General features: G+C 35.9%; 30 protein-coding genes. 12 read left to right on the forward strand and 18 right to left on the reverse strand.

Going from position 1 to position 26,509, the window contains the following annotated elements:
* Positions 1-24: 24 nt before the first annotated feature.
* From ETP70_RS08990 to ETP70_RS09000, 3 genes are read left to right on the forward strand one after another with little or no spacing between them, the layout of a single operon-like run.
* Positions 25-1,116 carry a cache domain-containing protein gene (locus ETP70_RS08990; protein ID WP_151900869.1) on the forward strand — a complete coding sequence of 364 codons (1,092 nt, stop codon included), beginning with the start codon at positions 25-27 and terminating at the stop codon, positions 1,114-1,116.
* The gene (locus ETP70_RS08995; protein ID WP_151900870.1) at positions 1,113-1,775 is read left to right on the forward strand and encodes a response regulator transcription factor; all 663 of its coding nucleotides are present in this window, start codon (positions 1,113-1,115) and stop codon (positions 1,773-1,775) included. Before ETP70_RS08990 ends, ETP70_RS08995 begins: the two co-directional genes overlap by 4 nt.
* On the forward strand, positions 1,762-2,946 hold the full coding sequence (locus ETP70_RS09000) for a sensor histidine kinase (RefSeq protein ID WP_151900871.1): 1,185 nt from the start codon (positions 1,762-1,764) through the stop codon (positions 2,944-2,946). The genes ETP70_RS08995 and ETP70_RS09000 overlap by 14 nt, the downstream gene beginning before the upstream one ends.
* Here the strand turns inward: ETP70_RS09000 and ETP70_RS09005 are convergent.
* Positions 2,921-3,601, reverse strand: a complete 681-nt coding sequence (locus tag ETP70_RS09005; RefSeq protein ID WP_151900872.1) for a MerR family transcriptional regulator — start codon at positions 3,599-3,601, stop codon at positions 2,921-2,923. The genes ETP70_RS09000 and ETP70_RS09005 overlap by 26 nt on opposite strands.
* Positions 3,602-3,694: 93 nt before the next feature.
* On the opposite strand from ETP70_RS09005, the gene ETP70_RS09010 reads away from it, so the two are divergent.
* Genes ETP70_RS09010 through ETP70_RS09030 form a run of 5 tightly spaced genes read left to right on the forward strand, consistent with a single transcriptional unit; the run spans position 3,695 to position 6,205 of the window.
* Complete coding sequence (locus ETP70_RS09010) at positions 3,695-4,213, forward strand: YeeE/YedE thiosulfate transporter family protein (RefSeq protein WP_151900873.1); 519 nt, start codon at positions 3,695-3,697, stop codon at positions 4,211-4,213.
* A complete protein-coding gene (locus ETP70_RS09015) occupies positions 4,203-4,799 on the forward strand; it encodes a YeeE/YedE thiosulfate transporter family protein (RefSeq protein WP_151900874.1) in 597 nt (198 codons plus the stop codon). The genes ETP70_RS09010 and ETP70_RS09015 overlap by 11 nt, the downstream gene beginning before the upstream one ends.
* A gap of 16 nt (positions 4,800-4,815) precedes the next feature.
* Positions 4,816-5,343, forward strand: a complete 528-nt coding sequence (locus ETP70_RS09020) for a carboxymuconolactone decarboxylase family protein (RefSeq protein ID WP_151900875.1) — start codon at positions 4,816-4,818, stop codon at positions 5,341-5,343.
* A gap of 4 nt (positions 5,344-5,347) precedes the next feature.
* Positions 5,348-5,794 (forward strand): DsrE family protein, encoded by a 447-nt coding sequence (locus ETP70_RS09025; RefSeq protein ID WP_151900876.1) that lies wholly within the window; start codon positions 5,348-5,350, stop codon positions 5,792-5,794.
* A 12-nt stretch (positions 5,795-5,806) separates the two neighbouring features.
* On the forward strand, positions 5,807-6,205 hold the full coding sequence (locus ETP70_RS09030) for an Lcl C-terminal domain-containing protein (RefSeq protein ID WP_151900877.1): 399 nt from the start codon (positions 5,807-5,809) through the stop codon (positions 6,203-6,205).
* On the opposite strand, the gene ETP70_RS09035 is transcribed toward ETP70_RS09030, so the two are convergent.
* From ETP70_RS09035 to surE, 4 genes are read right to left on the reverse strand one after another with little or no spacing between them, the layout of a single operon-like run.
* Positions 6,197-6,439 (reverse strand): thiamine biosynthesis protein ThiF, encoded by a 243-nt coding sequence (locus ETP70_RS09035; protein ID WP_151900878.1) that lies wholly within the window; start codon positions 6,437-6,439, stop codon positions 6,197-6,199. The two genes, ETP70_RS09030 and ETP70_RS09035, sit on opposite strands and share 9 nt — an antisense overlap.
* Positions 6,423-6,806 (reverse strand): hypothetical protein, encoded by a 384-nt coding sequence (locus ETP70_RS09040; protein WP_151900879.1) that lies wholly within the window; start codon positions 6,804-6,806, stop codon positions 6,423-6,425. Before ETP70_RS09040 ends, ETP70_RS09035 begins: the two co-directional genes overlap by 17 nt.
* Before the next feature lie 3 nt (positions 6,807-6,809).
* On the reverse strand, positions 6,810-7,454 hold the full coding sequence (locus ETP70_RS09045) for a ThiF family adenylyltransferase (RefSeq protein WP_151900880.1): 645 nt from the start codon (positions 7,452-7,454) through the stop codon (positions 6,810-6,812).
* Positions 7,454-8,239 (reverse strand): 5'/3'-nucleotidase SurE, encoded by a 786-nt coding sequence (gene surE / locus ETP70_RS09050; protein ID WP_151900881.1) that lies wholly within the window; start codon positions 8,237-8,239, stop codon positions 7,454-7,456. The genes ETP70_RS09045 and surE overlap by 1 nt, the downstream gene beginning before the upstream one ends.
* A gap of 90 nt (positions 8,240-8,329) precedes the next feature.
* Between surE and ETP70_RS09055 the strand changes: the two genes are divergently transcribed.
* Together ETP70_RS09055 and rho are read left to right on the forward strand one after the other, a co-directional pair.
* A complete protein-coding gene (locus ETP70_RS09055; protein ID WP_151900882.1) occupies positions 8,330-8,854 on the forward strand; it encodes a hypothetical protein in 525 nt (174 codons plus the stop codon).
* Between the two features lie 123 nt (positions 8,855-8,977).
* Positions 8,978-10,330: a transcription termination factor Rho gene (rho, locus tag ETP70_RS09060; RefSeq protein ID WP_151900883.1), complete on the forward strand. Its 1,353-nt coding sequence runs from the start codon at positions 8,978-8,980 to the stop codon at positions 10,328-10,330.
* Between the two features lie 103 nt (positions 10,331-10,433).
* Here the strand turns inward: rho and ETP70_RS09065 are convergent, their stop codons facing one another.
* The 4 genes from ETP70_RS09065 to ETP70_RS09080 all read right to left on the reverse strand — a co-directional run bounded on the left by ETP70_RS09065 (position 10,434) and on the right by ETP70_RS09080 (position 13,830).
* Positions 10,434-10,763: a thioredoxin family protein gene (locus ETP70_RS09065; protein ID WP_151900884.1), complete on the reverse strand. Its 330-nt coding sequence runs from the start codon at positions 10,761-10,763 to the stop codon at positions 10,434-10,436.
* 3 nt (positions 10,764-10,766) lie between these two features.
* Complete coding sequence (locus tag ETP70_RS09070; RefSeq protein WP_188109977.1) at positions 10,767-11,993, reverse strand: Mur ligase family protein; 1,227 nt, start codon at positions 11,991-11,993, stop codon at positions 10,767-10,769.
* Positions 11,974-13,320: a MurL-like N-terminal domain-containing gene (locus ETP70_RS09075; protein WP_151900886.1), complete on the reverse strand. Its 1,347-nt coding sequence runs from the start codon at positions 13,318-13,320 to the stop codon at positions 11,974-11,976. The genes ETP70_RS09070 and ETP70_RS09075 overlap by 20 nt, the downstream gene beginning before the upstream one ends.
* Positions 13,321-13,386: 66 nt before the next feature.
* Positions 13,387-13,830, reverse strand: a complete 444-nt coding sequence (locus tag ETP70_RS09080; protein WP_151900887.1) for a host attachment protein — start codon at positions 13,828-13,830, stop codon at positions 13,387-13,389.
* A gap of 111 nt (positions 13,831-13,941) precedes the next feature.
* Here ETP70_RS09080 and pcm point away from each other — a divergent pair, with 111 nt between their 5' ends.
* Together pcm and ETP70_RS09090 are read left to right on the forward strand one after the other, a co-directional pair.
* Entirely contained in the window at positions 13,942-14,571 is a 630-nt protein-coding gene (pcm, locus tag ETP70_RS09085) for a protein-L-isoaspartate O-methyltransferase (RefSeq protein WP_151900888.1), read from the forward strand.
* Between the two features lie 57 nt (positions 14,572-14,628).
* Entirely contained in the window at positions 14,629-16,332 is a 1,704-nt protein-coding gene (locus tag ETP70_RS09090; RefSeq protein WP_151901541.1) for a DNA polymerase III subunit gamma/tau, read from the forward strand.
* A gap of 24 nt (positions 16,333-16,356) precedes the next feature.
* Here the strand turns inward: ETP70_RS09090 and ETP70_RS09095 are convergent, their stop codons facing one another.
* The 9 genes from ETP70_RS09095 to ETP70_RS09130 all read right to left on the reverse strand — a co-directional run bounded on the left by ETP70_RS09095 (position 16,357) and on the right by ETP70_RS09130 (position 26,503).
* The gene (locus ETP70_RS09095; RefSeq protein ID WP_151900889.1) at positions 16,357-17,583 is read right to left on the reverse strand and encodes a restriction endonuclease subunit S; all 1,227 of its coding nucleotides are present in this window, start codon (positions 17,581-17,583) and stop codon (positions 16,357-16,359) included.
* Positions 17,576-18,163 (reverse strand): Abi family protein, encoded by a 588-nt coding sequence (locus ETP70_RS09100; RefSeq protein ID WP_151900890.1) that lies wholly within the window; start codon positions 18,161-18,163, stop codon positions 17,576-17,578. Before ETP70_RS09100 ends, ETP70_RS09095 begins: the two co-directional genes overlap by 8 nt.
* A gap of 87 nt (positions 18,164-18,250) precedes the next feature.
* The gene (locus ETP70_RS09105; RefSeq protein WP_151900891.1) at positions 18,251-19,735 is read right to left on the reverse strand and encodes a class I SAM-dependent DNA methyltransferase; all 1,485 of its coding nucleotides are present in this window, start codon (positions 19,733-19,735) and stop codon (positions 18,251-18,253) included.
* Between the two features lie 142 nt (positions 19,736-19,877).
* Positions 19,878-20,936, reverse strand: coding sequence for a Fic family protein (locus ETP70_RS09110; RefSeq protein WP_151900892.1), 1,059 nt, complete (start codon positions 20,934-20,936; stop codon positions 19,878-19,880).
* Positions 20,923-22,731: an ATP-dependent nuclease gene (locus tag ETP70_RS09115; RefSeq protein WP_151900893.1), complete on the reverse strand. Its 1,809-nt coding sequence runs from the start codon at positions 22,729-22,731 to the stop codon at positions 20,923-20,925. The genes ETP70_RS09110 and ETP70_RS09115 overlap by 14 nt, the downstream gene beginning before the upstream one ends.
* An 89-nt stretch (positions 22,732-22,820) precedes the next feature.
* Positions 22,821-23,327 (reverse strand): PDDEXK nuclease domain-containing protein, encoded by a 507-nt coding sequence (locus tag ETP70_RS12580; RefSeq protein ID WP_230973253.1) that lies wholly within the window; start codon positions 23,325-23,327, stop codon positions 22,821-22,823.
* Positions 23,324-23,836, reverse strand: coding sequence for a DUF1016 N-terminal domain-containing protein (locus tag ETP70_RS12585; protein WP_230973254.1), 513 nt, complete (start codon positions 23,834-23,836; stop codon positions 23,324-23,326). The genes ETP70_RS12580 and ETP70_RS12585 overlap by 4 nt, the downstream gene beginning before the upstream one ends.
* Positions 23,833-26,166, reverse strand: a complete 2,334-nt coding sequence (gene hsdR, locus ETP70_RS09125; RefSeq protein WP_151900894.1) for an EcoAI/FtnUII family type I restriction enzme subunit R — start codon at positions 26,164-26,166, stop codon at positions 23,833-23,835. Before hsdR ends, ETP70_RS12585 begins: the two co-directional genes overlap by 4 nt.
* A 91-nt stretch (positions 26,167-26,257) precedes the next feature.
* Positions 26,258-26,503 carry a hypothetical protein gene (locus ETP70_RS09130; RefSeq protein ID WP_151900895.1) on the reverse strand — a complete coding sequence of 82 codons (246 nt, stop codon included), beginning with the start codon at positions 26,501-26,503 and terminating at the stop codon, positions 26,258-26,260.
* Positions 26,504-26,509: the final 6 nt, after the last annotated feature.

Raw genomic sequence — 26,509 nt, forward strand, 5'->3', positions numbered from 1 at the left:
CTTTATGTATGAAGTAAAAAGAACATGAAACTCTATCAGAAATATCTCGCTGTAATATTGTTAATGCTGGTAATTTTTATAGGCTACTTCTATACACAAAACAAGCAGGAGTTTACTGACAGAGTGCATACTGTTTTACTCAATATTTTAAACAAACAGATAGAAAATGAAAAGGCACGGGCTTTTAATTTTGCCTTTGCCCTCTCTCAAAACGAAACACTCCAGCGTGCGCTTAAAAACAATGATGCAAAAAAAGCCTATGAAATTCTCCAGACACATATGAAGGCACTTGAAACTTTCAGCGGTTCAAAAATCCGTATTCAGATTCTTTCAAAAGACATTACTATATTTGCACGCAGCTGGGATAACAGTGATGCGGGTGTCAATGTCAAAGCCTACCGTCCTGACTTGGTAGAGATGAAAAAAACACTCAGCCCGCATCTCTCCTATGAAGCGGCAAGACGGCTTGTGCTTATCGCTTCTATTCCTATTGTAGAGAACAAAAAGTGTCTCGGGTTTGTGGAAGTTATTCAACGTTTTGCTTCCCTTGAAAAATATTTTGCCCAGTACGATATAGATATGATTGCACTCCTCGATGACAAATACCAAAACCAGTCCGTACTGCTAAAAAACAATCCTCGGATTGCCAATATGATAGTGGCAAACAACGGAGCAAACATCAATCACATTCAAAATCTCCGCAGACTGGACTTGAATAAACTTGAAAGTCTGGGTTCTGTGCAGACCGAAGAGTATCTCTACATATCAAAAGTCATTCTCAACTCCAAAGCAGAACGTATAGGTTACTTTATACTTATACTTTCACAAGAAAAACTCAAACTTTTCAGCAGTTTTGAGAATGAACTTGAAAGCTTTTTCAGCTACTCAAGAAAAGATCTTTATTCTACTATTGTCAATAAAGACAAAGCTTTTGACCCTTATACCGACTTAACAGCAAAAGAGCTTGTTTCACTGAAAAAATGCACAACACAAAAAGACAGGGCCTGTTTGGAGAAAAATTTACGTAACAAACTCAACAGATACACAAAAGAAGAGTTAATATCCCTCTTGCTGGATGCCAACTCTCAAAAAATTTCAAGAGGAAAGATAAAATGAAAATACTTTTGCTCGAAGATGAGACAATTTTAAAAGAGAGCATTGAAGAATTTCTCAGCTCAAAAGACTATACAGTAGACAGTTTTGAGAACAGCAGTGATGCTTTTGATGCCATTTTTTGCAAAGAGTATGACTTGCTCCTTCTGGATGTCAATGTCCCCGGAGAATTTGACGGATTTTCTTTAAGAAAAGAACTCGGAGATGAGGGAAAGAACATTCCTACAATTTTTGTCACTTCCATGTCAAGTGCCGATGCAATGCTGCAGGGGTATGCAAACGGCTGTTGTGACTATATTAAAAAGCCTTTTGATTTAATCGAATTACAGTTAAGAGTACAACATGCCCTAAAATCCAACTGTTTTAAAACCGACAGTGATATGCTCCAACTTCCCTGTGACTACCGGTATGATGTTAACAACCGAAAACTTATCGGTATATCGGGAGAGATTCAACTGAGCAAAACAGAAAATGATATTCTTACTCTGTTCATCAAACACAGAAACCAGATTGTCACTTTTGAAATGCTGTATGAAGAGATCTGGGAGAACAATGTTGAAGCTGCCAATGCGAGAGTGCAGATAAACAACTTAAGAAGAAAGCTGCCAAAGGATGTCATTGAGAATATTTACGGCATAGGATACCGGCTTGATTGTCAATGAAGAAAAATTTGTAAAAAAATACAGTCTTATTTATACACTGATTGTCTCTTTTATACTCCTGACGCCTTTGTCATTGTATATCAATCATAAAATAAACCTGCAGGAAGTGCAAACAGAAGTGGAACTCAAATCCATCCAGGCGCACATCATAAAAGCCATGGACAACTTTGGAAACCATCCTCAGGAGATCTTTGAGTTTCCCAGGTTTGCCTCTTTTGCCTCAGGTCTTTACAAAAAAGATTTTACTCCGGTCTATACACAAATAGACGAACCCCTCCCCTCCTATATGCCAGGATACCATTCCAAAGGTTCTCATAGATACCTCATCACAGAACTCCCGGATAAAAAATACTTTTTTGCAAACTATTTGGTCACAAAAACAGAAATCTCTTTCGCTCCTGTTTTTTTTGAAGCCAGCCTCATTGCCTTTGGAATCATTACGCTCATCTTGCTGCTCTCTTTTTATTTTTTAAAAAGCTTTTCAAAACCCTTCAGAAGAGTCAATGAAAAGCTCGATGATTTTATCAAAGAGTCTATGCATGAAATCAACACCCCTTTGAGCATCATCAATGTAAATGTTGACCTTTTTGATGCGCTTTACGGCAAAAACAAATATTTCAACCGCATAAAATCAGCAACACGCTCTCTTGCCACCATTTACAATGACATGGATTATCTCATAAAACAAAACAGAGTTGAATACAAAAATGAGCCCATTAACCTTTACGACTTTTTACAGGAGCGTGTCTCTTATTTTGAACTTATCTGCCAGTTAAAAGAGATAAAACTTCTCTTTACATGTAAGGTAGGACAACCTGTACTGTTTTTCAGCACAACTAAACTGCAAAGAGTCGTTGACAACACACTTTCCAATGCCATAAAGTTTTCATTTGCAAAAAGTAAAATAGAGATAAAGCTTTTCCATGACAATGAACTGAATATATGTCTGAGTATCCAAGATTATGGAAAAGGCATCCAAAACCCGCAAAAAATTCTCGAACGCTACTACAGGGAAAATGAATATAAAAACGGGTTTGGCATAGGTATGAGCATCGTCAAATCAATCATAGATGAAGCCGATATACATCTTGATATAAAATCCGAACCGGGAAAAGGAAGCATATTTACCTATACCTTTAAAAAGTCTATGTTCCAATCAGTTCCTGTTTGATTGCTCTGTAGAACTCTTTGTATGTTGCACGGTTGAAAATATACTCTTTGGTTTTAAAAAGTGTATCAAATACTATTTTCCACAAAGCAGAAAAATTTTTATCATCTCGCAGTGCACATAGTTTTTCCTGCATTTTAAGTTCCAATTTTGCCAATTCCCGGGCATGTTTTACATACTCTTTTATCAACTCATAATCAACCCCGACTTCCCTGCAGTTCTCTATCAAATTCACTATACAAGCTTCTTTTTGAGTATAATCATTCTCCCCTATTGGCATTAAAACACCATCAGCAAGCAACCTTTCCAGGAGTTCCTCATCAATATCAAAATGCTCTGTAAACTCTTTTTTGCTGTAGTGCTCGCTGTGAATCTCAATACCGCTTAAAGTATTCATGAGCGGTGCCAGCATTGTGTAAGAACTTGAAAATGAATTGTTTTTTTTCTCTAAAACCAGTTTCACCTGTTCGTTACTGCTACCCATCTCCTCTTTCATATACTTGATATATTTGATGAGCTCTATATGCTCATCATTGTATTTATGAACATTTGCCTTTACTTTTACAGGATTTGGCAAGAGTCCCTCTTTTATATAGTAAAGTATAGTCGATTTTGGAACACCTGTTTTTGCCACAAGTTCAGACATTTTATAATCCATTTTTCATCCTAATTAATAACTGATTAAGAATTATATCATATAATTTAAATTGTAAAGTGTAGCTTTACACTATTTATTTAAAATGGAGTTTATATGCCTAGACAGATACCTTGGTGGGTTGGCGGAATTGCAATGAGTTTACTTTTTTATTTTAGTTTTTCAACTTTTGGAGCGAATCGTCCTATCGGTGCTTCAACCGGAATGGCGTACCTTGCAACTGTTTTATTTGGACTGGATGCAGATAGTTATGCTTATACAGCAGAGATAGAACAATCCGGAGCATGGGAAGGTGTCATGCTGATCGGTCTGTTCTTTGGCGGACTTTTTATGTCAATTTTTGTAACAAAGTCTTTTCATTTGAGTCTTATCCCCACACTCTGGAAAGAGAGAAAAAACAGATCAGTCAAATCTCGTATGCTTTGGAGTTTTATTGCCGGATTTCTGCTTGTATTTGGTGCCAGACTAGCAGGCGGATGCAATGCCGGGCATATTTTGTCCGGTGGCAGTCAATTGGCACTCAGTGGTGTAATCTTTGCCGTTTTTGCGCTGGGAACAGGTGTGATAACAGGAAGATTTTTTTACAAAAAAAAGGTTTGCAAAAATGACAGATAGAATTGTACATATGTTTGATATAGTGGCAAGGCAAGGACATGGTTCTGTTTGGACGGTACTGTTTACAGGCTTTGTTTTTGGTGCCGTTATTTTATACTCAAGATTGGATAAATTTGAAAAAATGGCTGGTTTTATGCTTTTTGAAGATACCCTTGTTCCTCGTATGGCGATGACAACCGTTGCACTTTCAAGCCTGGGATTTTATATTTTGGTACAGACTGGTTATGCTTCTTATTCTGTAAAACCTGTTTTACTTGCAGGACTTATCACGGGGGCAATACTTTTTGGTATCGGCTTGGTTATTTTAGGAAAATGTCCCTCTGCTTTTTTTGTTTCGGTATCTGAGGGCCGAATAGATGCCCTTGTCGGCGTTTTGGGAGGAATGGTCGGTGGAGCGGTTTTTACGCTTTTTTACCCTCAGATAAAAAACTTCATGGGTCCGGATTTGGGAAAAGTGCAAATATTTCATTATTTTGAAGATCACGCTTTACTTGTTGTAGTAATTTTTAGTACTATTTTACTGATTACTGCATATCTGCTGCCGACAATAGAATATAAAGACCCTGCAGATTTCAAAAAAAATTAGATACAAAGGAAAAAATATGGCATATATACAACTACCGGAATTTGAAGAAATGAGCCCTGCAATTCAGGACAAAGCAAGACCTATTTTAGAAAAAACAGGAAAACTCGGAGAGATATTCAAACTCTTGGCTCTTGATGAAAAAGTTTACTTTGCAACAGACACAATGATACAAAAATACCTTTTGGATGAAACAACACTCTCATACGATATAAAAGAGTCTATCGCTTTGCTTATATCTTTGGAAAATGGCTGTAAAATGTGTGTAGATGTCCATAAAAGTATCGCAAAAATGTTAGGTATGAGTGAGGAGAGAATCGAAGAAGTTTTACAGGGTGTCGATGATTTGGATGCTGATGAAGCAGAAAAAGCACTTTTAAACTTCTGTATACGCGCATCCAAAAAAGACAACTACAAAGTTACAAAAGAAGAGATAGACAACTTGAAAAAACTCGGCTGGAGTGATATCCAAATAGTCGAAGCAGTTGCTATTACCGGTTACTTTAACTACATTAACACACTTTCAAATGTTTTTGGCTTAGAGTAAGAATATGAAAAATGTTTTTTTAATTCTCAGCCTTTTTAGTGTACTTGTCAATGCCAGAGAGTATAAAGTTGTCTTTGACTGCAGTTCGGCTGATGCATCTTATATAAAAAGCCGTATGTGGCTTGTCGGAAAAACTATAGATATGATTGAAGAACAGGGAGATACTGCAAAAGTAGCACTGACACTTCACGGCTCCTGCGTTGCAATGGTGGCAAAAGATTACGACATGACAGTACCGGATGAAGATGTCCAAGATATAAAACAATCCCAGCAATACCTCAAGAAACTTGCAAAAAGAAAAAATGTCACCATCACTGCCTGCGCTATGTCTCTGGCACATAATGCTATTGAAAAAGAAGATGTTCTGCCTTTTGTAAAGATTTCAAAAAACAGTTTCTTAGATACCATCAGATACCAAAATGACGGGTATGCGCTCATGAGTTTCAAATAAAAAGGTTTGGCAATGCAAAAAATTTTTATACTGCTTTTTGTTTTGTTCTCCTGTGCACAGGCACAAAACAGCGTTACAGATACAACGCAAGAGTTACAATGGCTTGATACAAAGGATATGCAGAAGTTTAACGGTATATGGAAACTGGCAAACAGTTACTGTAAAGCATTACATGCAGCGCAAAAAGATGACTGGCGACTGCCGACAAAAAAGGAACTGCAACACCTGGGAGAGTCAAAAAAACTCAAAGCAAAATTCAGGCACCTTGATACTGCGCTGTACTGGAGTAAAGATATAGACAAAAGCAGTGACGGATTTAATGCTTATACCGTCTATACAGGAAACGGTTTCATCTCATCAACGGATAAATGCAATACAAACAAACTGGTATGTGTCAGAAAACTACAGTGATGAAAGATCAAACTCTCTGGTTTGATCTGAACACTCTATTGTAATAATACAGGCAGATTTACTGATTTTTTGAACATTTCCCACATTATCCAGGAGTATCATAGACTTTTTTGTCACGGGGTCAAAGGTTTTCAGTTTTTCATCTTGAACATAAAAAATACGTCCGCCTCCGCAGCCGTCACCGACAATCCCCTCACAAACAAGATCAGAACTCAAATCAAAACCATGAATCATCCAGACACTCCTCTTTTGCATCTTTTACAAACTCTTTATACTCCGTACTGTTTTTGTCCAGATTTTTATACTCATCATAGGTATACTCTTTGAAAGTGGCATCATCCAGACATTTGCAAAGCTTCGTAGAGTTTTCGTCACCGCTGCAGTGCGAAAGCATCTCTTTTTTCTGTTCCTCTTCCCAACCGATGTAGGAGTTATAGTACGGATAAAGCGCCCATATTGCAAAAGCTATTGTCAGGACAATATTGATAATATATTCTCTCTTTTTTGTCTCAAAATATTTTTTTACATCATAAGAGATTAAAATTATAAAAACAACCTCAAGCCCTATATTAAACCAGTCGCTCTCTAAAAAATCAAACAAATCCTATTTTTCCTCTCTTAGCTTTTTGATTGCTTCGGCACACATGGTCAGACCGAAAGTTGCCGTGACACCCATAAAGCTGCCTTTTTCTTTTATGACTGCTTCCTCGCTTGAAAAAATCACTTTATATTTTTTGTTAAAACCGCGTTTTTTCAATTCATACCGAATTTTTGCACCGAATTTATCGCCGTAACTTTTCCAGATATCACCCACCTGAACCTTTGTCGGATCAAGCCTTTTGGCACTTCCAAAAGAAGAGATGAGTTTTTTATGGCATTTTTGTGCGATTGCGAGTTTTGCATTTCTGTCATCTATTGCATCAAGTACCAAGTCATACGGTTCAAAATCAAACTCCTGCACCCACGCTTCGTCTATGCGTCTGTTGATTACATGTAACTCCGGATAGTGCTCTTTTAAGGCGTCTACCTTTGTCTCACCTTCATGCAGTTCCGACCACATCTGACGATTTTGGTTTGATTTGTCATAGGTATCAAAATCTACAATCGTGATATCTTTCACACCGCTTCTGTATAAACAGTCCAGGCAGAAGCTGCCGACACCGCCGACACCCAGCAGTAATATTTTAGCATCTTCGAGTTTAGAAAAATCATCCTTTAACACAAGTTTTATGCGGTCATATTTTTGCATCAGTCCAACCATTCTTCTAATGTTTTCATGCTTTTGTACGCACTCAAATCAAGCATAATCGGAGTCACAGATATAAATCCGTCACGTATTGCTTCATAATCGCTCACACCTTTGACACCTTCTCTTGCTCGAAAATTCAGAGGATGCAGCCCAAGCCAGTAGTGTTTCTCGCCTCGTGGATTACTGTGCACATCGGCTTCATTCGAGTAGATCCTGTACCCTGCATAGGTTATCTTCATCTGTGCCTCTTCAACTGCCGGAGGAATGTTGATATTTAAAAATTCTCTCTCAGGCAGAGGGAACTTTTCATTTCGTATTTTTGTCACTATCTTTTTGATTGTTTTTTGAGCGAGCGTAAAATCTCCCTTGGGATTGGTAAAATCCATTACCTGCGAAATCGCAACAGAGGGAATATTGTGCAAAACACCTTCCATAGCACCTGCAGCGGTTCCGCTGTAGGTAATGTCTTCACCCATGTTGGAACCTCTGTTTATCCCGCTGACAACAAGGTCTGGTTTGTCTCCCTGAAAAATTGCATTCAAAGAGAGGTACACGCAGTCAGTGGGTGTTCCGTCTTCGAGTTTAAAAAAGTTCTCTTCAATGCCTACAAAACGCAAAGGTCTTGTCAGGGTCAAAGAGTGTCCGCAGGCAGACTTTTCATTTGCCGGAGCCACAACAGTCACCTCCACATCTGGGAGCTCACGTAAAGCTTCCACCAGACACAGCAGTCCTTTCGCCTCATATCCGTCATCATTTGTTACTAAAATTTTATACTTGTTCTTCATAATGTAATTGTATAGAAAACATCATTTACATTTGATAATTTTTCATTATTACCGATATAGATTAAAAGTAAAAAAGAGAAGAAAAGAAAAATGAACACATCTTATGCAGCAAACAGTTACTACCGCCATGATTTGAACATTACCATGAAAACCTCAAGCGGAGACGTTATAACAATGGACTTTGCAAACGAGAAGTCTGCCTCTGCAAATTATGAGACAGATGGCAGTTCACGCAAAACATCAATGAGCTTTTCCTCAATGTCCTCATTTAAGTTCTCCATAGATACAAACGGCATCGATGCTCAGGACCAAAAAGAGATAGAAGCTTTCATGAAAACGGCTCAGCCTTATATAGACAAATTTATACAGGAGTTAAGCGAAGATGCCCCAAAATCACCGGTAACAAAGCTTGCAAAAAAAATAGCCGCACTGTTTCAACCCAATGAAAACAACAGTGAGGCACGCAACAATACTATCAAAACAAATATTGTAGAAATGTTTGACAGATCACTGCAAAAAGTACAGGAACCTTTCAATATTTTCAAAGAAACACAGAAGCTTCTGGAAAAAACACTCAAAGAGTTTGATACCTTTAACAAAGAACTTTACGCCTAAAAATGCAAAAACTTGACAATAGCGTCAGAGTTATTGTAAAATTCCAGCAACAAGACAGATACACAAGGTATCTTTGAATCTTTCCTACAATTTCAATCCTAATCAATTAAGGCAGTCATACATATGAGTGAACATGAATCTTCCACACAATCGCGTAAAAACACTAAAAACAATCATAAAAACAATTCAAAATCCAGAACACACACTCCTGTAAAAGGCTCAAGTGTCGAAGAACTTCGTACAAAAAGCATTCAAGAGCTTGTTGATATAGCGACACAGCTTGGTGTTGAACAGCCAAATGAACTCAAACGCCAGGATGTAATCTTTGAAATACTCAAAGCGCAGACTGCACAGGGCGGCTATATTCTTTTCAGCGGTATTTTGGAAATCATGCAAGACGGTTACGGTTTTATCCGTTCAATCGATCAGAGTTTTAATGAAAGTATCAATGATGCCTATGTATCAAACACACAAATCAAACGCTTTGCTCTGCGAAACGGAGATGTTGTAACGGGTCAGGTTCGTCCTCCCAAAGATCAGGAACGCTACTACGCGCTTATAAAGATAGAAGCAGTCAACTCCCTTCCTCCGGAAGAGAGTAAGAAAAGACCTCTTTTTGAAAACCTCACACCACTTTATCCGACAGAACAGCTCAAACTCGAATACCGTGAAAAAGGCTTGACAGGCCGTATGATGGATCTTTTTTGCCCTATCGGAAAGGGACAGCGCGGTTTGATAGTTGCGCCTCCAAGAAGCGGGAAAACAGAGCTTTTAAAAGAGATTGCACACGGTATTACGACAAATCATGCTGAAGTTGATTTGATGGTACTTCTTGTGGACGAACGCCCAGAAGAGGTAACAGACATGGAGAGAAGCGTCAAAGGAGAAGTCTACAGTTCTACCTTTGATATGCCTGCAAAAAACCATGTAAAAGTTGCCGAGATGGTCATAGAAAAAGCAAAACGTAGAGTAGAGCTTGGTCGTGATGTCGTTATTCTCCTGGATTCTATCACTCGTCTTGCACGTGCCTACAACACAGTTACCCCTTCAAGCGGAAAAGTGCTCTCGGGTGGTGTGGATGCAAATGCCCTGCATAAGCCAAAACGTTTCTTCGGAGCGGCGAGAAACATTGAAAACGGCGGCAGTTTGACTATTATTGCCACAGCTTTGGTTGATACGGGAAGCCGAATGGATGAAGTTATCTTTGAAGAGTTCAAAGGGACAGGAAATATGGAAGTCGTCCTTGACAGAAAAATTGCAGACAGACGTATCTACCCTGCTATTGACATTCTCAAATCAGGAACACGTAAAGATGAACTCCTTATCGGTCCAGAAGTATTGCAGAAGGTATTTATTCTTCGTCAGATGCTGCATAAACAGGATAACGAAGTCGAAGCACTCAAATTTATCTACAACACTATGGGCAAAAAATCTACGAATGAAGAGTTTCTTGAAAGTATGAACACAAACAGCTAGTGTTCATGTTTTTAGGAACCCGTACTTCAGTGCGGGCTAAGAGTGACAAGAGTATTACAACAGCCGGCACTGAAGTACCGGTTTCGAAATTGAGATTAAGTCCTTAACACTCTTTCAAAATCACATCTATCATATCATCGGCAAGAGTAATCCCTGTTCTGTAAAAAAGCTGTTTCTCTGCCTCTTTAAATATCAAAGTAGTCGGCACTTCTTCAACAAAATACCGCTGTGTCAGATACTCCGACTTTCCGCTGTCAATGCTCAAAACAGAGACATTCGCAAGCCTGTCACACAACTCCTCAAGCTCCATGTCCATAATCTGGCATGCATCACAGTAGTAAGAACCAAACTTTAAAACGACAAATTTTTCTTTTTCAAATTCTCTTGCCAAAACAACATCAAAATTATCTTCATCCACATCTATAAACGCCATTGTCTATCCTTTTAATTGCTTAACTGCTCTTTTAAACTCATCCCCACGCTCTGCAAAGTTTTTATATTCGTTAAAACTCGAAGCAGCAGGAGAGAACAACACGGTTTTTCTTGCTATATTATAGGCTTTTTTGACACTCTCTTGCAAGTTTTTTTGCAAAAACAAATTTTTTTGTTTCACTTTTACATGTAAAGCATCATAAATTTTTTTCCCTGTATCTGAAAAAAGTATGATGTTTGCGACATCACTTGCAAGCAAAAAATCTATCAGCACTTCATAATGCACACCTCTGTCATTCCCCCCGATTATAAGCGTATCAACATTTTTTAAAATTTTCACAGCCTCTATGGTAGCCTGAGGGATTGTTGCTATTGAGTCATTTATATAAGACACACCCTTGACTTCTTTGACAAATTCCAGCCTGTGAGGAAGCGTTTGAAAAGTGTTAAGTGTTTGCATATATGCCTCATCACCGAGTGCCAAAATTTCTTTGAGTTTTTCAAGTATCTGCAAAGTAGATTGATGAATAAACCCGTTTTGCAGACTGAAATCCACACTGTATTTGAGTTCATTTTCATATACATTATATCCGCAGTCCAATTTTTGCGCCAGATTATAGATAAAAACATCCTTTTTGCTCTGATACCTGTATATATTGAACTTGGCTGCATAGTATTCCTGTACATCTTTGTAATAATCCAAATGTTCTTCAAACAGATTGGTCAAAATCGCAATATGAGGGGAGTGCGTTACATGTAAGAGCTGATGAGAGGAGAGTTCCATCACTATTTTTGTCTCAGCACTGATCTCTTCGAGCATATCAAAAGCGGGTATACCGATATTGCCACATAAAATACTCTTTTTTTCTGCATTTTTCAACAAACTGTCTATAAGTGTTACAAGGGTACTTTTGCCTTTTGTTCCCGTTACTCCGATAATCTGATGTTTAAAATGCTTGAGCAACAGTGCAGTTGTAGAAGAAAAATGAAAAGAGTGATAATCAATGTCCAAATTATACAAAGAGATACCGGGTGATTTGATAATCAGTTCTGCTTCATGGAGCCTGTCCAAATAATTCTCATCACAAGAAGGATGATTTTTATCTATAATAACAAGTTCAGTACCCGGTAAATATTTTTGTGCAAAATTATAAAAAGACTTCCCTTCTACACCAAAACCGAAAATCCCGATACTTTTATACTGTTTTAAATCAGAAACTAAGTTTTTCAACATGGCTTTTAAGGTTCTTTTTAAATTTTTGCGGCAGATTGTTTTGCCCGTCATAGTTTACATGTAAAGGATATTCCATATTTTTTGGTTTGTAGGTTTTCAACAGGGACGGCAATTCTTGTTGAGAACACGAATAATATTTTTTGCTTAATGCGTAATTGACCTCATCATAGGTCCCCACACACTCAAAAGGTTTGACGGCATCACTTTGGGAAAGTCCGTCAAAAAGTTCTTGCAGTGCCAAATCGTCAAGCATATCTTTGCCAAATATTTTTTGCAGTGCAGCGTCCTCTATATAATTGCACAGCATGATATAGGTAAATAGGCATTTTGGGCATTTGCCACACCATTCATTGCGCTTGCTGCCAACATTACAGCTGCGAAACGTAAAAAAGTGTTCTTTTGCAAAGCTGGCAAAAAGCTTGGCAATGTGTATCTCGTCCAAAGGACGCAAAAAACTGAAATACTCTACATCCTCCGTTATAAAACTAAAAACATACTCCCGAAAATCATTTTCAAACTCTATAGATTTTGAGTACTGATGGTTGATTTTCTGTCCGTTGTAGATGATGTTTTCTTCATTGGCACTTGATTCGTTTGAAAGGACGATGTACTTCGTTTTATACAGCAGACCAAGCCAAATGGAGATAAAGCCGACAATGGAGGAAAAAGGGATATGTCCGTTTAAGTAGCCACGCGCATTAAAATCCAGAATTTTCTCCAGGTCAAGCTCTCTTTTTAGTTCTATCGCATGTTTTGGATGCTGCTTCAGTATCTCTTGTGAAGCAACAATAGGGTTCATAGAAAACATCAATGCATCAGGAAACTCCTTTTTTAAAAGCTCATAACTTACAAGAGAGTCTTTTCCTCCGCCAATCGGTATGATGATGTTTTGCTGTGTGCATAAAGCTGTTTTGTCAAATGTCTTGCCTTTACATGTAAAGCGAACAAGATCTTCTTGCTTTACCTCGATGCCATTGAGATAAATATACTCCCCCAGCCCATTAAAATAAAGCTTTTCAAACCATTTTTTCTGCATTTCGTTTATTGTTCCGCATTCTATGACAAACTCTTGCGGCAGAGCGATTTTGTAGTAACTGATGGCTTCTGCAAGGCCGATATGAAAAACAATATTTTGCATAGAAAAATCTGTAGATATTTTTTCATTTTTTTTAATGCTGAGACGATGAAGAAAGTCAGTCGTTTTTCCTTCTTCATCAAGTTGATAGTGAAAGTGCAGAGCTATTTTATCTTCATCTTCTTGAATTTCATAGCTTTTGTATATAAATTTATTTGCTTTTTTACGCAACTCTTTAAATTTTTTCATGAGAACCATTTGATATTTTTAAAAGATTATATAATCTTTTAACTCTATATCAACTAAAAGTTCCCATTAGTTAAAATACTCAAACAGTTTGTTTTTATCGATTTTCACCAAATCAAGCGCCACATTCTTTTTCAAAACAGCCTTTGTTTCCTGGCTGAGTTTATCAAGCAGTTCGGCATTGTTCTCCTGTGGAAATGCTAAAAACAGAGATTTTGGCTGTATCTGCTGTACAATCATATCTATATCTTCTGCCACCTCAGTAAGTGTTCTTTTTGCAATCGTCTCTTCAACACTGTGTTCTTCAATTGTTGCGTGTCCTTTTCTGCCATTGGCATCACTTTTGAGTTCATGGAGTTTTTTTCTGCCCTCAATAAAATCCTCAGCATTCACCAATTCCAAAGAGTAGTTAATTTTCAATTCATTGTTATAAATATCTTCATGTTTTACTGTTTTATATGCTTTTAATTCCCCTAAGTCTGCCACGATTATAACTGTATTGTCTAATTTCATAATTCATCCTTGTAAAAAAATTTAAAAACATCATCAAAACAAAAGATGCTTTACATTATGATATGGAAAGAATACTTTATTGCAGATAAATTTCAGACAAAAGGAGCAAATATGAGTACAAACCGTGAACTCATTCAAAGCATGCAAAATTCTGGCGTTTTAAAAACACCACAAATCATAGAAGCTTTTGAAAAAATTGACAGAAAATATTTTGTGCCCGAAGGTTTTGAAGAAGCAATTTACAGAGATGCTCCCCTGCCCATCGGCGAAGGACAGACAATCTCTCAGCCTTCAACAGTTGCTTTTATGCTTGAACTGCTTCAACCACACCAAGGAGACTCTGTTTTGGATATAGGGTCAGGTTCCGCCTGGACTACATCACTCCTGTGCGCCATTGTAGGTGAAACCGGTCATGTTACGGGCATGGAACGTGTTGAGAGGCTTGTCAGTATTGGACAAAAAAACCTTTCGCAGTTTGGTTTTGGGCAGTGCCGTATCGAAAAAGCAGGCAAAGAGTTAGGAAAACCGGGAGAACAGTTTGACAAGATACTGGTCTCTGCCAGTGCACCGGAAATTCCTTTTTCACTTTTTGAACAACTCAAACCCAACGGTGTACTTGTCATACCGGTAGGCAATTCCATCTTTAAGTTTAAAAAACTTCAAGATGGCAGAATACAGCAAGAGGAATATGCAGGTTTTGTATTTGTACCTTTGATTTACCAGGAAAAACAGTTTCATTAAATCATCTTTTAATCCACTCTCTGCTAAAATCTATTTACCTGAATTTGGAGTATGAATTTGAAAGAAGCGCATGAAGTTTTAGCCAGAAAATATCGTCCGTCAAACTTTGATGAACTTATCGGTCAAGAGACGATAGCACAGACTCTCTCACTTGCACTTGATTCAAACAGACTCTCTCATGCCTATCTGTTTTCAGGGCTGCGCGGGAGCGGAAAAACTTCAACTGCCCGTATCTTTGCCAAAGCACTCATTTGCGAAGAAGGAATGAGCCATAAACCTTGTGACAAATGTTCCAACTGTGTGATGGCAAAAGAGAATCGTCATATGGACATCATAGAGATGGACGGGGCAAGCAGCCGTAAAATCGACGATATTCGTGACCTTATAGAACAGACAAAATACAAACCGGCCGTTGCCAGATATAAAATCTTCATTATTGATGAAGTACATATGCTCACAAAAGAGGCTTTTAATGCCCTGCTTAAAACACTTGAAGAACCACCAGAATATGTCAAGTTCGTCCTTGCAACCACTGACCCGCTCAAACTTCCTGCAACAATTTTAAGCAGAACACAGCATTTTCGATTTAAAAGTATTGCCACAAACAAGGTCGTTGATCATCTTGCCCATATTTTGCAACTTGAGGGGATAGAGTATGAAACAGAGGCGCTTGAAATTCTCGCAAGAAGCGGGAGCGGAAGTCTTCGTGATACGCTGACATTGCTTGATCAGGCAATAATCTACTCAAAAAACCATGTTGATGTTCGTACCGTTACAGATATGCTCGGGCTGGTTGACCCAAAGTTTATCAGTAAACTTTTCGATACTGTTTTTGCAAAAGATTATGCACGGCTGGTAGAGTATACAAAAGAACTGGAAGATTACGAAAGTGAAATGGTTGTAGACGAACTCATCGCTTATCTCAAAGATAAAATGTATAATCAGGATGCTCTTTTTTCTACACTGGTACTTGACAGGTTTTTTAGAATACTGAGTGAATCAAAATATCTTTTCAGTATTAATGCCGATGGTTCCTTTGTGCTTTCGATGATATTTTTCAAGATGACAGAAGCGCTTAAAATACGGGAAATCGACCAGATGATAGAATCTTTTGAAAAAGATGTGAAACGTCCTGAAATTATTGTATCACAGGAAGAGAAAAAAGAGGTGCAAAGCTCCTCTCCTGTAAAAATAAAAATGCAGGAAACTACCCCTGAGATGAACGGCAAAGTCGCAAAAGAAACCTCTGCAGAAAATACGCAGGAAATACCGCCCAATGAGCATCTTCTCACTTTTCAAACGCTCATAGAAAGAATCACAGACAGAAACTATGCACTTGGTGAGTGTTTTACAAAAAATATTCGCTTTGTTTCCTATGAAAAAAACATACTTACTTGGGAGAGTTGTGCGGACGAAGAGTGTAAAAAAGTGCTCAAACACGGATATGCGGTCATTAAACAGCTTGTTCGTGAAACCTTTAGTTTTGAGACAAAAATAAAAGGAGTTGCCTGCACGAAGATAGAAACAGAAGAGGAACCACAGACACAGGCATCACAACCCGTCGAACAACAGCCCGAAATGCAAAGCGGCTCTACCGTCGAGGACATTGAAGCAGGCGGTGCTGCAAGCTGTGTGACAAACTGTGACGAGCCTTCTGTGCAAGATGAAACAAACGGCACAGACATCACAAAAGAGCCGATGATCCAAAAGGCGATAGAGATGTTTGAGGCAAAAAAGGTCACCGTTCAGTCAAAAATCTAATCAAAAAACAGCATAGTTTTGATTTTACAACTCCCCTCTAAATGCCTGGTCTAAGATGGAAGCCTTTAATGCTACCAGACTTTGCATTTTTTCTTTTTGAACCTGTTTTAGCTTCTCTACATGTAAAGAGATTTCATCTAAATAGGTTACTGTTTTTTGTTGGATGTTTAATGGTGGTAATGGCAATAAAACTTCTGCTAATCTTCTAATAGCTAATTTAGGTTGAGCAACAGTTTTTGTAGCTAACCCTATTCTATTTTTGAATTGACTTGAATTAGTCATAAAATATATATATTTGTTATCGATATTTTGAGTTATGTACACTAATTTAACTGCATTTTCTGTTAAATTAGCTCCATCAAGTTTTTGAGGAATAATTCCAGTTTTACCAATTGTCCCTGCAATGCTTATATATAAATCCTTAGATGTTATTGTATAGTTTTTGATTGCTTCATATATATCATTTGTAATAAACTGAATCTTTTTTAGATTAATAGTTCCAGTATTTAAAAAATCTGCTACTCTTATATATGGATGTTGAGTAGGTTGTTCTTGAAGTTTTTTACCTTTAGGTAATCTTTTACCACCTTTGATTTTAGCAATATCTTCAATTTTCACAATATTATACTTATCTTCCAACTCTCCAAAAACCTCATTCAAAACACTTCCCATAAAAACATCAACTTCATCCATATTTTTTTGATGCAGGGCTATTGATTTATCTATCATTTCAAAAAGAGTATCTAGTTTTACAACTATTCTTTTTTGTTCTTGGAGTGGAGGCAGAGGAATTTGAAACTTTTTTAAACTTGTTTTACTAACTTCTTTGAATGTTGTAGAATTTGATAATGAAGTAATTTCAGGTGTAAATCTACTTAAAATATATGCTAAATATCGATTATTTAAATTTTCATTGCATATAAAATTTGTAAAGCCTTGATTTGTAGATACTTCAATTGTGTTAATTGCTATTTTCCCAATAGTCGCTCTGCTACTGTAAAGGACAGTTCCGACTGGTAAAAGTTTTGCTGAACTTTTATCTAATCCTTGTTGAGTAATTTTATCTTTGGAATCAGAAATATAAATTATATCTCCTATTTTTCCCAAATCTGTTGGAGATAACCATACAATATTCCCATTATCCCAATATTCATTCATGTTTCTTTTCGGTGTTCCACCACCAATTAATTTAGATATATCATCTAACTGTTTCCACTCCCAGCCCGCAGGAAGCTCATATAACTCACTCATTATTCACCCTCTTTGCAAATGCACACACTTCATCATCAAAATAGCTTAGTATCTCATATATCTCACTCTCTATGTTTACAAACTCATCTTTTATAATATTTTCATGATGAAAAACCCTATTTCTAAACTTTCTGATGTTGTTTAACTTTGCAGATATTTTTTTTCTATCTATTAACTCTCTGTTTTTTGGTGGTAAGTTTGGAAATATCTGTTTAAGATAGGCTGTTCTCATCTTATCGTTATAAGCAGATTGAAAAAGTGCAGTCCAAAAACCAAATGAAAGTTCAGATATTAATTTATCCTGAGTAATTTCTTCACGATTCTTTCTTATTTTATCTTTTGCAGATTCTATTTTTTCTATCTCTTTGTGTTTTAAGAATTGTGCTTCATTTACAATCCATCCAGCACCATAAAACCTTTCAAATAAGCTATTTATGCTATTTCGTAAACTAACCTCTAAAACAGAAAGGGGAATATATGATTGTTTTGCCTTTTTTAGATTACTATCATAAAGTTCTAAAGTATCATAAATGGCAAATCGTTTTGATGTAATATATTTATTTATTAGAATATCATTCATTTGACTTTAGACTCCATTTTTTGTATAATACAAACGAAATTCCCTCGTAAGCCTATATACTTAGAGATATAGCCGAGGGTTCTGAACTTATTCAATATCTTTTCCCATTAAAATCGTTTCTATTGTCTTCATTAAAGTGTTTATCTCTTCATTATTGCTTTTTATATTTTCAACTAACTCTATCGGTGATTTATGCTCGATAACTTCAATGTTGTTAGGATTTTTAGCACTGATGTCAAACTCTTTAATGTCATTTATATTAACTATCCAAGAGTTATCTGTAAGAGTTCTGTCTTCCCACACCTCTAAAAATTCTTTGAAGTGTTCATACTGAATAGGTTTGTTTTTTGTAAGTTTATACGGCGGGTTAACTTCGTAGTAAAATATATCTGAGGTACTTCCGTTTCTGTCAAAGAAGAGTACATTTGTTTTCACACCACTGTAAGGCAAAAATATTCCTGCTGGAAGACTAAGGATAGTATGCACATTAAATCGTTCTAAAAGTTCTTTTTTGACTGCACCAAATGCCTTGTTTGTTTGAAACAGCACACCTTCAGGAATAACCACACCACACTTTCCACCAAGTTTTAAGTAGTTCATCATATGTTGTAAAAACAGCAACTCAGTAGCATTAGACTTTATAGGAAAATTTTGCTGGATGGAATCATTCTCTTTTCCGCCAAAAGGAGGATTTGCCAAAATACAATCAAACCTGTCTTTTTCTTCCAGCCCTCTGATGTCTTTTGTAAGCGTGTTTGTTTTTGCAATGTTTGGAGATTCTATACCGTGCAAAATCATATTCATCACACCCATTACATAAGAGAGTGGAGTTTTTTCATTTCCAAAAAAAGTATCTTCATTTAAAAACTTTAGCTGTTCGGTGGAGAGTTCTCTTTGTTCGTTTTTTGCAACATCGGTGTATCTCATGTGATTATATGCTTCTATGAGAAACCCGCATGAACCGACTGCCGGATCATACACAGTTTGCCCGACTTGTGGGTTAACAACATCAGCAATAACTTTGATAAGCGGACGAGGAGTATAAAACTCCCCACTGTTACCGCCATCACTCCCCATATCTTTAAGCAGTTTTTCATAAATAAGTGAGAGTTGAAACAAATCAGCCTGATTGTGAAAGTCCATAGCATCAATGATGTCTAAAACCTCACGAAGCGTATGCCCATTAGCGATGCGATTATCTAAAAATTCAAAGATAGCACCGATTTTGTATTTTATAGATTTTGGGTCTTGGGTAATAGATTTAAACCCTTTAAGGTAGACAAAAAGTTCCTTATTTACAAACTCTAAAAGGTCTTCCCCGCTTTTGGCATTGATAAGGTCAATCTTGCCATCTTTTTTAGGACAAGCCCAAGAACTCCACTTGTATTTATCATCAAGTATATAAGTATAATCTTGCCCGTTTAAAAGTGCTTCATCAGCCTTAGAATCTTCTAAATCATTTAAAAATTTTAAAAAAAGTATCCACGATATCTGTTCTGTGTACATCATAGCACCGCTGATTCCATCATCCCTACGGAGTATGTCTGTTATTCTGTTTATTTTGTTTTCCAAATTTTACCTTTCTTTTAGCGCAAAGCTATGTTGTGATTTCTTAGTTTTTTCAACATAGTTTTAAAGCTATGTTAACTTTTTTTGATTTTTTTAACATAGGTCTTAAGCTATGTTAATATTTTTCACTTCTTTTAACATAGTGTTATATTCCTTTTTTCAACCTGTTAAACAGCTTATTGTTAATATAAAATTTACTATTTTGAATTTGTATATTTGTTACTATGCCTATCTCTTCTAAACGGATTAAATACTTAGATGCTGTTTGTCTTGTGATACCCAGACCATCTACCAAAAACTCTATTTTCGTGTAAGGATGCATAAATAAAATCTCAACCAAATCTTTAGAGTAGATTTTTGGCAACTCCTCACGGATTTTAATTTTACTCTCATTTATGAGTTTATCTATATCTTCTATGAGAATGATTGTGGCTTGTGAAGTCTTTTCTACTCCGTCCAACATGTAAAGTATCCATTCTTCCATCTTCTCCTCAGTTCTCACCTCTTGCAGTAGTCTATAGTAGTCTGCTTTATTTTGAATGATATAAGAACTCAAATACAAAATAGGCACATCAAGCAAGCCTTTGAGCATAAGATACAAGATATTTATAATCCTGCCAGTACGACCATTGCCATCATAAAAGGGATGGATACTCTCAAACTGATAATGAATAATCGCCATATTTACAAGTGGGTCAATCTCATTTTCTTCATTGATATACTTCTCAAGATTGTCTAAAAGTTTTTGTATAGTCTCATACTCTTGAGGTGGTTCAAACACCACCTCTCCGGTAGATTGGTTTTTCAGTACTGTTCCACTCTGTTTTCTAACCCCTGCATCATTTTGTTCTAAAATTCCTTGAATTCGCACTATATCACGTTTGAGCAGCAAACCACTCTCTTTTACAATCGCATACCCCTTTAAAAGTGCCTCTCTATAGTGTTGCACCTCTTTTGTAGCATGTGTAACCGACTCTACATCAAGCCCGGCACGAAACAACTCATCATGCGTGGTAATGATGTTTTCTATCTCCGAACTATCCTTAGCCTCTTGTAAAACCAAAGCATTTATAAGAATGTTTTGATTTGGAATGATTTTAGCCGTACCGTTTAGCTTTGCCAAAGCACGGTTAGCCGAAATGGCTTTTTTTAGGACTGTTTGGGTTTCTGGGTTGGTTTTTAGGGGTAGGTTAATTGGATTCATTTTCAAATTGTATTTTAACCCACTCAAAAATTTTTTCCCACTTTTCAATAGTATCCTGACTAATATTTTCTTTTTTTATCTTTTCCCCATTAACTTTCTGTAAAAATGTTTTTGCAAAAATAATTTTTCTCGCATTTCCAATTTTTTTCACCTTATCATCTTCTTCATTGCATTGTATCTTTTCATCTATTAGCAATAAATCATCACATGAAAATATATTTTCAATTCCATTAATATCTTCAAGTATATGAACTTTTTTTGCTGTGTCTTCTCCGTTATCATTAAATATATTTTTTTTCAATTCTTTTTTAATCTCTTGTGGATGTGTACCATCATCCATTATTAAAACCCAATCTAATCCATACCCTAAACAAAAAGAAATTAAATGGTAAATTTTTCCATTTTTTATACCAATACCTGGTACAAATTTATAAAGATTTTCTTTATTTAAAATTTTACTCATAGCTTGAAAATAATAAAAGTCAGACAATCCCTCAAGGAGTATGTTTTTTTCTCCCAATACACCTACATCTATATCTAACCCCATTGCCTCCGCAATAGGCTGCAAAGCATCTTTTTTATAACTTGTATTGATTTTAGATGTTGTCAACCCTTCTACCAAAGTACCTTTGCTTTTAGTATTAATAACGAGTCCTATGTTATATAACTTATCTATATCTATTAACGATGGAGAATGAGTAGAATAGATAATTTGATGTTCTTTTTTTTCTGTTAAATATTTAAATAAATTAAGCATATCTTTTTGTGCTTTGACATGTAAATATAAACCTGGTTCATCAAATAAAATAATTAGTTTTCCATCATTTTCTTTTGATTTCAATGACAGCCATGCAGACAAAAACCATATCATTCCTTTACTTCTTTTCCTTGGTTCTAAAGGTACATTATCTTGCGTTTCAATATAAAAAAATACAGTTTTAACTGCTTTACTAGCTACATTATCATTTTCAATACTAAAACTAATTCTTACATCATTATTGCCATATATTTTTTGCTGCCAATCTTGTGTAAATGTAACCGATACAGCATTTATGATTTTTGATGTTGTAGCTTTCTTTTGGGCATTATTTAAATTTGATATTTCTAAAAAAGTTTTATTACCCATAATGCTTTCTAATTTACGAACAGCTCCATAACCTTTAGCATCTTTGTTTGCACTTTCTAAATCTGAAATTAAAATTTTATCAGGCAATAAATCACTAAAGTCACTAAATAATATTATGTTAGGAGTTAAACGCCAAAATTCAACAGCAATTTCATCTTTTTTATTATCTACATCTATAATAAACTCTTTAATTTCTATTTCTTCTCCACTCTCATTTGTATTTGTTACAACAGAAGACAATACAGCACCTTTTAATAACCCAATTATTCCTCCATTCAGTTTAATAGTTAAAGTGTCACTATTATGATCATATTCTTTTGTAATTGTAAATTCTTTAATTTTTTTAATTTTTTCTACATCTAAAAAATCTTCTTCTTTTATTACAAACTTTTCTTTTAATTCACTTATTAAGTCTTTTATAAATTTTTCTGAATCTATAATTTTATAAGTACAAGAAACTGATTGTATATAATTTTCTTCTTGCTCTTCTTCAAAATTCAGCGTATCTCTATCAAATGTTTCTTCCTCGTAGGACTTTAAAGCTTCTAAAACAGAACTTTTCCCTGATTCATTTTGACCTGCTAGAACAAATAAGTCATCTGTAAATACAATATCTCCCGAATCCTTAATGCTTCTATAGTTTTTAATTCTTACTTTGCTAAGTTTCATAAATTTATTATTCCTTTATACATACATGTGATATTTAAATATTTTTGTCTCTTTTTCTTTATTGTAACATTCTTTAATAATTATTTGCATTAAATCTCCAAAACATCCCTCTCCAACTCAGCCTTTAACTCTTCTTCTGTAGGAAAATACATCTGATACTTGGAGACAAAAAGTTGTTCGTTGTCTTTGAGGCTGGAATATTTGACGACAGTATTGTCTTTGTCAGCACAAAGAATTATACCTATGGTTGGATTATCTTCAGGCGCTTTTTCTAATTCGTCGAACATATTAACATACATATCCATTTGTCCTATATCTTGGTGAGTGAGCTTGCCTCGCTTTAGGTCTAAAATGACAAAACACTTCAAGATATAGTTATAAAACACCAAATCTATGTAAAAATCACTAAGCTCTGTCTGAACCCTCTTTTGTCGTGCTACAAAGGCAAATCCACGCCCAAGCTCTAATAGAAACTCTCTTATTTTAGCTATGAGCTCTGCCTCTAGATCGTTTTCCCTAAAAGATGGATTGTCCTCTAGTTCTAAAAGTTCCAACACATACGGATCTTTAATGATGTCTTTGGCTACAAGCTTCATAGACTTTGTCTTCTCTTGTGCCTCTTTTGTTCTACCGGGGCTTTCTCTCTGCTGGAGAGTAGGCATTCGTAGTAGTGTGAGTGTATCTGTCTTTCCATTGCTCTTACACTCCAGTTAGATTTGGTAGACTCTTGCATATACCATTCTCTAGCATCTCTCTTTTCAATTCTTAGAAGAAGTACATAGTGGCTCCATGTCAATTGTGCAGACAGTGTCTGCAAATTTAAAAATGACAAATAGAATTTTTTCATATTATAAATATTTCTTTTACTAAACCCTTTACCAAAATCTTCTGTAAGCTTATGAGATAGCTCTTTTATGAGTGCCTTACCATACTCTGCCCTCTCTTTGCCTCGTTGTTCTTCTTCAACTATCTGTTGCCCTATATGCCAATAGGCTTCAACCATGATAAAGTTTACTGACCTATAGGCATTATCTCTAGCATTTTGAAGTATATTTTTAATACTATTATAAAAGTTATTGTCTGCAATTTCCATTTTATCTATCATCTATAAATCTCCCTCTGCAACTCAAAATATTCATTTCTCATTTCAGCAATTCCGCCAAAGTTATTTGCAACTTCTCTTACACTGCCAAGCCCACTTAAATCAACTAACTTTGCTAGTTTGTCTTCATCAAGCTCTTTCACACCATCTTTTTTGTATCGCTCAAGTATGAACTCTATGAACTCTTTGGCTTTTTCATTGTGATGTTTTTCTATAAACTCTGAGTGTTCTACTGCAAAGACTCTTTCACTTCTTGTCTTAATATTAAGATTAAAAGAGAGGTGGGCGAGTACGTCATATATGTCGCTATTTTCTGCATCAAAGATTATTTTGAGGTCATTTAACTGTGCTTCATCGATGTTCATCTCTTTTAGTTTATTGAGCAGGTCTTTTCTATTTGTTGGGTTACTCCAAATACTACGGAGTCCATCTTCATCATTGTAAAACTTGCCAAGTACTCCTATGAGAAGTTCTAAATAGTCCTCTGTTTTTAAAGGGATTCCGTCCATACCGACATAAGTGGTCTCTATGTTGATAACTTTGAGTTTTTTACCCTGTATATCTATGGTTACTTTTTCATTTTTTGGCGACTCACCTTCAGGTGGTTCTGTTGGTTGGGTGTCATCATTTTCACCGTTTTTCTTATCTTTTTGTGTTCTTGGCGTTCTTTCTTCTTGTACATTTTCTCCATCCCACGCAGGGTCATAAAAAAGATTGGTCGCTCCGACAAAATCCATAATGGTAAAAAAATCTTTGCCCTCATAAACTCTCGTTCCTCGACCTATTATCTGTTTAAATTCTGTCATTGATTTTATAGGAGCAGTTAAAACTACATTTCTCACATTTTTGGCATCCACACCTGTTGTAAGCATTTTTGAACTGGTGAGTAGTGTAGGTATATCTCTGTCGTTGTTTTGAAACATCTCTAAAAAGTTACGACCGATGTCACCCTCATCTGAGGTTACTCTCACGCAGTAGTTATTGTCTTTAACAGTTTTGAACTTGTCTATTGCAATTTTCATATCAAGCGCATGTTTTTGGTTCACACAAAAAATTATAGATTTATCCATAGGGTTCATATTTTGCAGGATGGTTTTTGCGATGAGTTCAGTCCGTTTTGGAATGACTACTTGTTTTTCAAACTGCTCTAGTTCTACTATCTGCTTCTCTAACTCACCTATTATGATGTCATTAGGGTCAAATCTGTACTCGTCTATATTGGTTTGAATTCTCTTTACCTTGTAAGGTGTTAAAAAACCATCGTTTATGCCATCTTTGAGAGAATATTCATAGATAGGTTCTCCAAAGTATTTGTAAGTATCTCCGTTATCATCTCTTTTTGGTGTCGCTGTTAAACCTAAGTGAACAGCACTGCCAAAATGATTGAGTATATCTCTCCAAGAACTTTCATCATTTGCACTGCCACGATGACACTCATCTATGATGATAAGGTCAAAAAAGTTAGCTGGATACTGTTTATAGTAGGCGTACACATCGTCCTCTTGCTCTTCCTCACTCATATCTGCAACTCTGTTTTTATTTTCTGCGATAGATTGATAGATGGCAAAAAATATGTTACCAGCGGTAGGCACTCTACCACCTCTTTTTTTAATAACTTTTCCGTTAATCTCAACACAATCTTTCTCAAGTGGATTGAATGTATTCATAGATTGGTCTTTGAGTACATTTCTATCGCTCAAGAAAAGTATCTTGGGCCTTCTATCGCTTCCGTCTTTATTCCACTTCGATTGAAATAATCTGTATGCTATTTGAAAAGCGATGTAAGTTTTGCCTGTTCCGGTTGCGAGAGTCAACAAAATTCTTCTCTTTTCATTGGCAATAGCTTCTATACTCTTTTGCACAGCAATTTGTTGATAAAAACGAGGTCTCATCGTCCCTTCAATGTAAAAAGGATAAGTGATTACATCTTTTTCTTTAGCAGATTGTTTGCCATATTTTCTAAAAAAAAGTTCATCAGGAGTTGGATAGTTTTGTATAAACTTACCTTTTCCCTCTATAAGAGAGTGTTCATAAATTTTATGTCCGTTTGTTGTATATACAAAGTCTATCTTTAATCGCTGGGCATAATTTATAGATTGTTGCAATCCATCGAGTGGGTCTTTTGATTCGGCTTTTGCTTCGATGATGGCTAGGTTGGTATTTTTATATGTAAGCAGGTAATCAACAAAGTATCTTTTACCGCGTTTGCCGCCTATAAGCTTTCGCCCATCGGTAAAATAATATTCTCTTACTATATTTGATTCTAACCAACCACTCTCCTTTATAGATGGGTCGATTAGTTTTGAACGAGTATCTGATTCTGAGTATGCCATTAAACCCTACTAAAATTATTTAATCTATTTTAGCAAAAATTAACCGCTATGTAGATGAAAGTTTGATGATACTCTCTTTAAAAACTAAAAATCAGATGTTTTTGCGAGAAAAAGAGGAGATATTTGAATCAAAAAAAATTTCACTGCAGCACAAATCTTTTTGATGGCAATACTCTAATATCTCAACAAAAGGAGTAGAGTTCCTTTTTTTGATTGTTGCAAATTTTGATTGGGAAATATTTAGTAAATTTGCCACATCCTTATCATATACTTTCGTATTTGATCCATTCGCAATATGCTCTTTGAAAACTTCTATAATCGTTCGAAAATCTCTCATTCTTAC

The organism is Sulfurimonas hydrogeniphila, from assembly GCF_009068765.1.
GTDB lineage: Bacteria > Campylobacterota > Campylobacteria > Campylobacterales > Sulfurimonadaceae > Sulfurimonas > Sulfurimonas hydrogeniphila.

Coding starts and splice junctions, on each gene's coding strand:
- ETP70_RS09075 (WP_151900886.1), bottom strand. CDS start 13,320: ATGAAAAAATTTAAAGAGTTGCGTAAAAAAGCAAATAAATTTATATAC.
- ETP70_RS09030 (WP_151900877.1), top strand. CDS start 5,807: ATGCAAAAAATTTTTATACTGCTTTTTGTTTTGTTCTCCTGTGCACAG.
- ETP70_RS12580 (WP_230973253.1), bottom strand. CDS start 23,327: ATGAAGCTTGTAGCCAAAGACATCATTAAAGATCCGTATGTGTTGGAA.
- ETP70_RS09005 (WP_151900872.1), bottom strand. CDS start 3,601: ATGGATTATAAAATGTCTGAACTTGTGGCAAAAACAGGTGTTCCAAAA.
- rho (WP_151900883.1), top strand. CDS start 8,978: ATGAGTGAACATGAATCTTCCACACAATCGCGTAAAAACACTAAAAAC.
- ETP70_RS12585 (WP_230973254.1), bottom strand. CDS start 23,836: ATGATAGATAAAATGGAAATTGCAGACAATAACTTTTATAATAGTATT.
- ETP70_RS09080 (WP_151900887.1), bottom strand. CDS start 13,830: ATGAAATTAGACAATACAGTTATAATCGTGGCAGACTTAGGGGAATTA.
- ETP70_RS09130 (WP_151900895.1), bottom strand. CDS start 26,503: ATGAGAGATTTTCGAACGATTATAGAAGTTTTCAAAGAGCATATTGCG.
- ETP70_RS09115 (WP_151900893.1), bottom strand. CDS start 22,731: ATGAAACTTAGCAAAGTAAGAATTAAAAACTATAGAAGCATTAAGGAT.
- surE (WP_151900881.1), bottom strand. CDS start 8,239: ATGAAGAACAAGTATAAAATTTTAGTAACAAATGATGACGGATATGAG.
- ETP70_RS09010 (WP_151900873.1), top strand. CDS start 3,695: ATGCCTAGACAGATACCTTGGTGGGTTGGCGGAATTGCAATGAGTTTA.
- ETP70_RS09065 (WP_151900884.1), bottom strand. CDS start 10,763: ATGGCGTTTATAGATGTGGATGAAGATAATTTTGATGTTGTTTTGGCA.
- ETP70_RS08990 (WP_151900869.1), top strand. CDS start 25: ATGAAACTCTATCAGAAATATCTCGCTGTAATATTGTTAATGCTGGTA.
- ETP70_RS09035 (WP_151900878.1), bottom strand. CDS start 6,439: ATGATTCATGGTTTTGATTTGAGTTCTGATCTTGTTTGTGAGGGGATT.
- ETP70_RS09100 (WP_151900890.1), bottom strand. CDS start 18,163: ATGAATGATATTCTAATAAATAAATATATTACATCAAAACGATTTGCC.
- ETP70_RS08995 (WP_151900870.1), top strand. CDS start 1,113: ATGAAAATACTTTTGCTCGAAGATGAGACAATTTTAAAAGAGAGCATT.
- ETP70_RS09015 (WP_151900874.1), top strand. CDS start 4,203: ATGACAGATAGAATTGTACATATGTTTGATATAGTGGCAAGGCAAGGA.
- ETP70_RS09110 (WP_151900892.1), bottom strand. CDS start 20,936: ATGAATCCAATTAACCTACCCCTAAAAACCAACCCAGAAACCCAAACA.
- ETP70_RS09055 (WP_151900882.1), top strand. CDS start 8,330: ATGAACACATCTTATGCAGCAAACAGTTACTACCGCCATGATTTGAAC.
- ETP70_RS09025 (WP_151900876.1), top strand. CDS start 5,348: ATGAAAAATGTTTTTTTAATTCTCAGCCTTTTTAGTGTACTTGTCAAT.
- pcm (WP_151900888.1), top strand. CDS start 13,942: ATGAGTACAAACCGTGAACTCATTCAAAGCATGCAAAATTCTGGCGTT.
- ETP70_RS09095 (WP_151900889.1), bottom strand. CDS start 17,583: ATGAGTGAGTTATATGAGCTTCCTGCGGGCTGGGAGTGGAAACAGTTA.
- ETP70_RS09045 (WP_151900880.1), bottom strand. CDS start 7,454: ATGCAAAAATATGACCGCATAAAACTTGTGTTAAAGGATGATTTTTCT.
- ETP70_RS09020 (WP_151900875.1), top strand. CDS start 4,816: ATGGCATATATACAACTACCGGAATTTGAAGAAATGAGCCCTGCAATT.
- hsdR (WP_151900894.1), bottom strand. CDS start 26,166: ATGGCATACTCAGAATCAGATACTCGTTCAAAACTAATCGACCCATCT.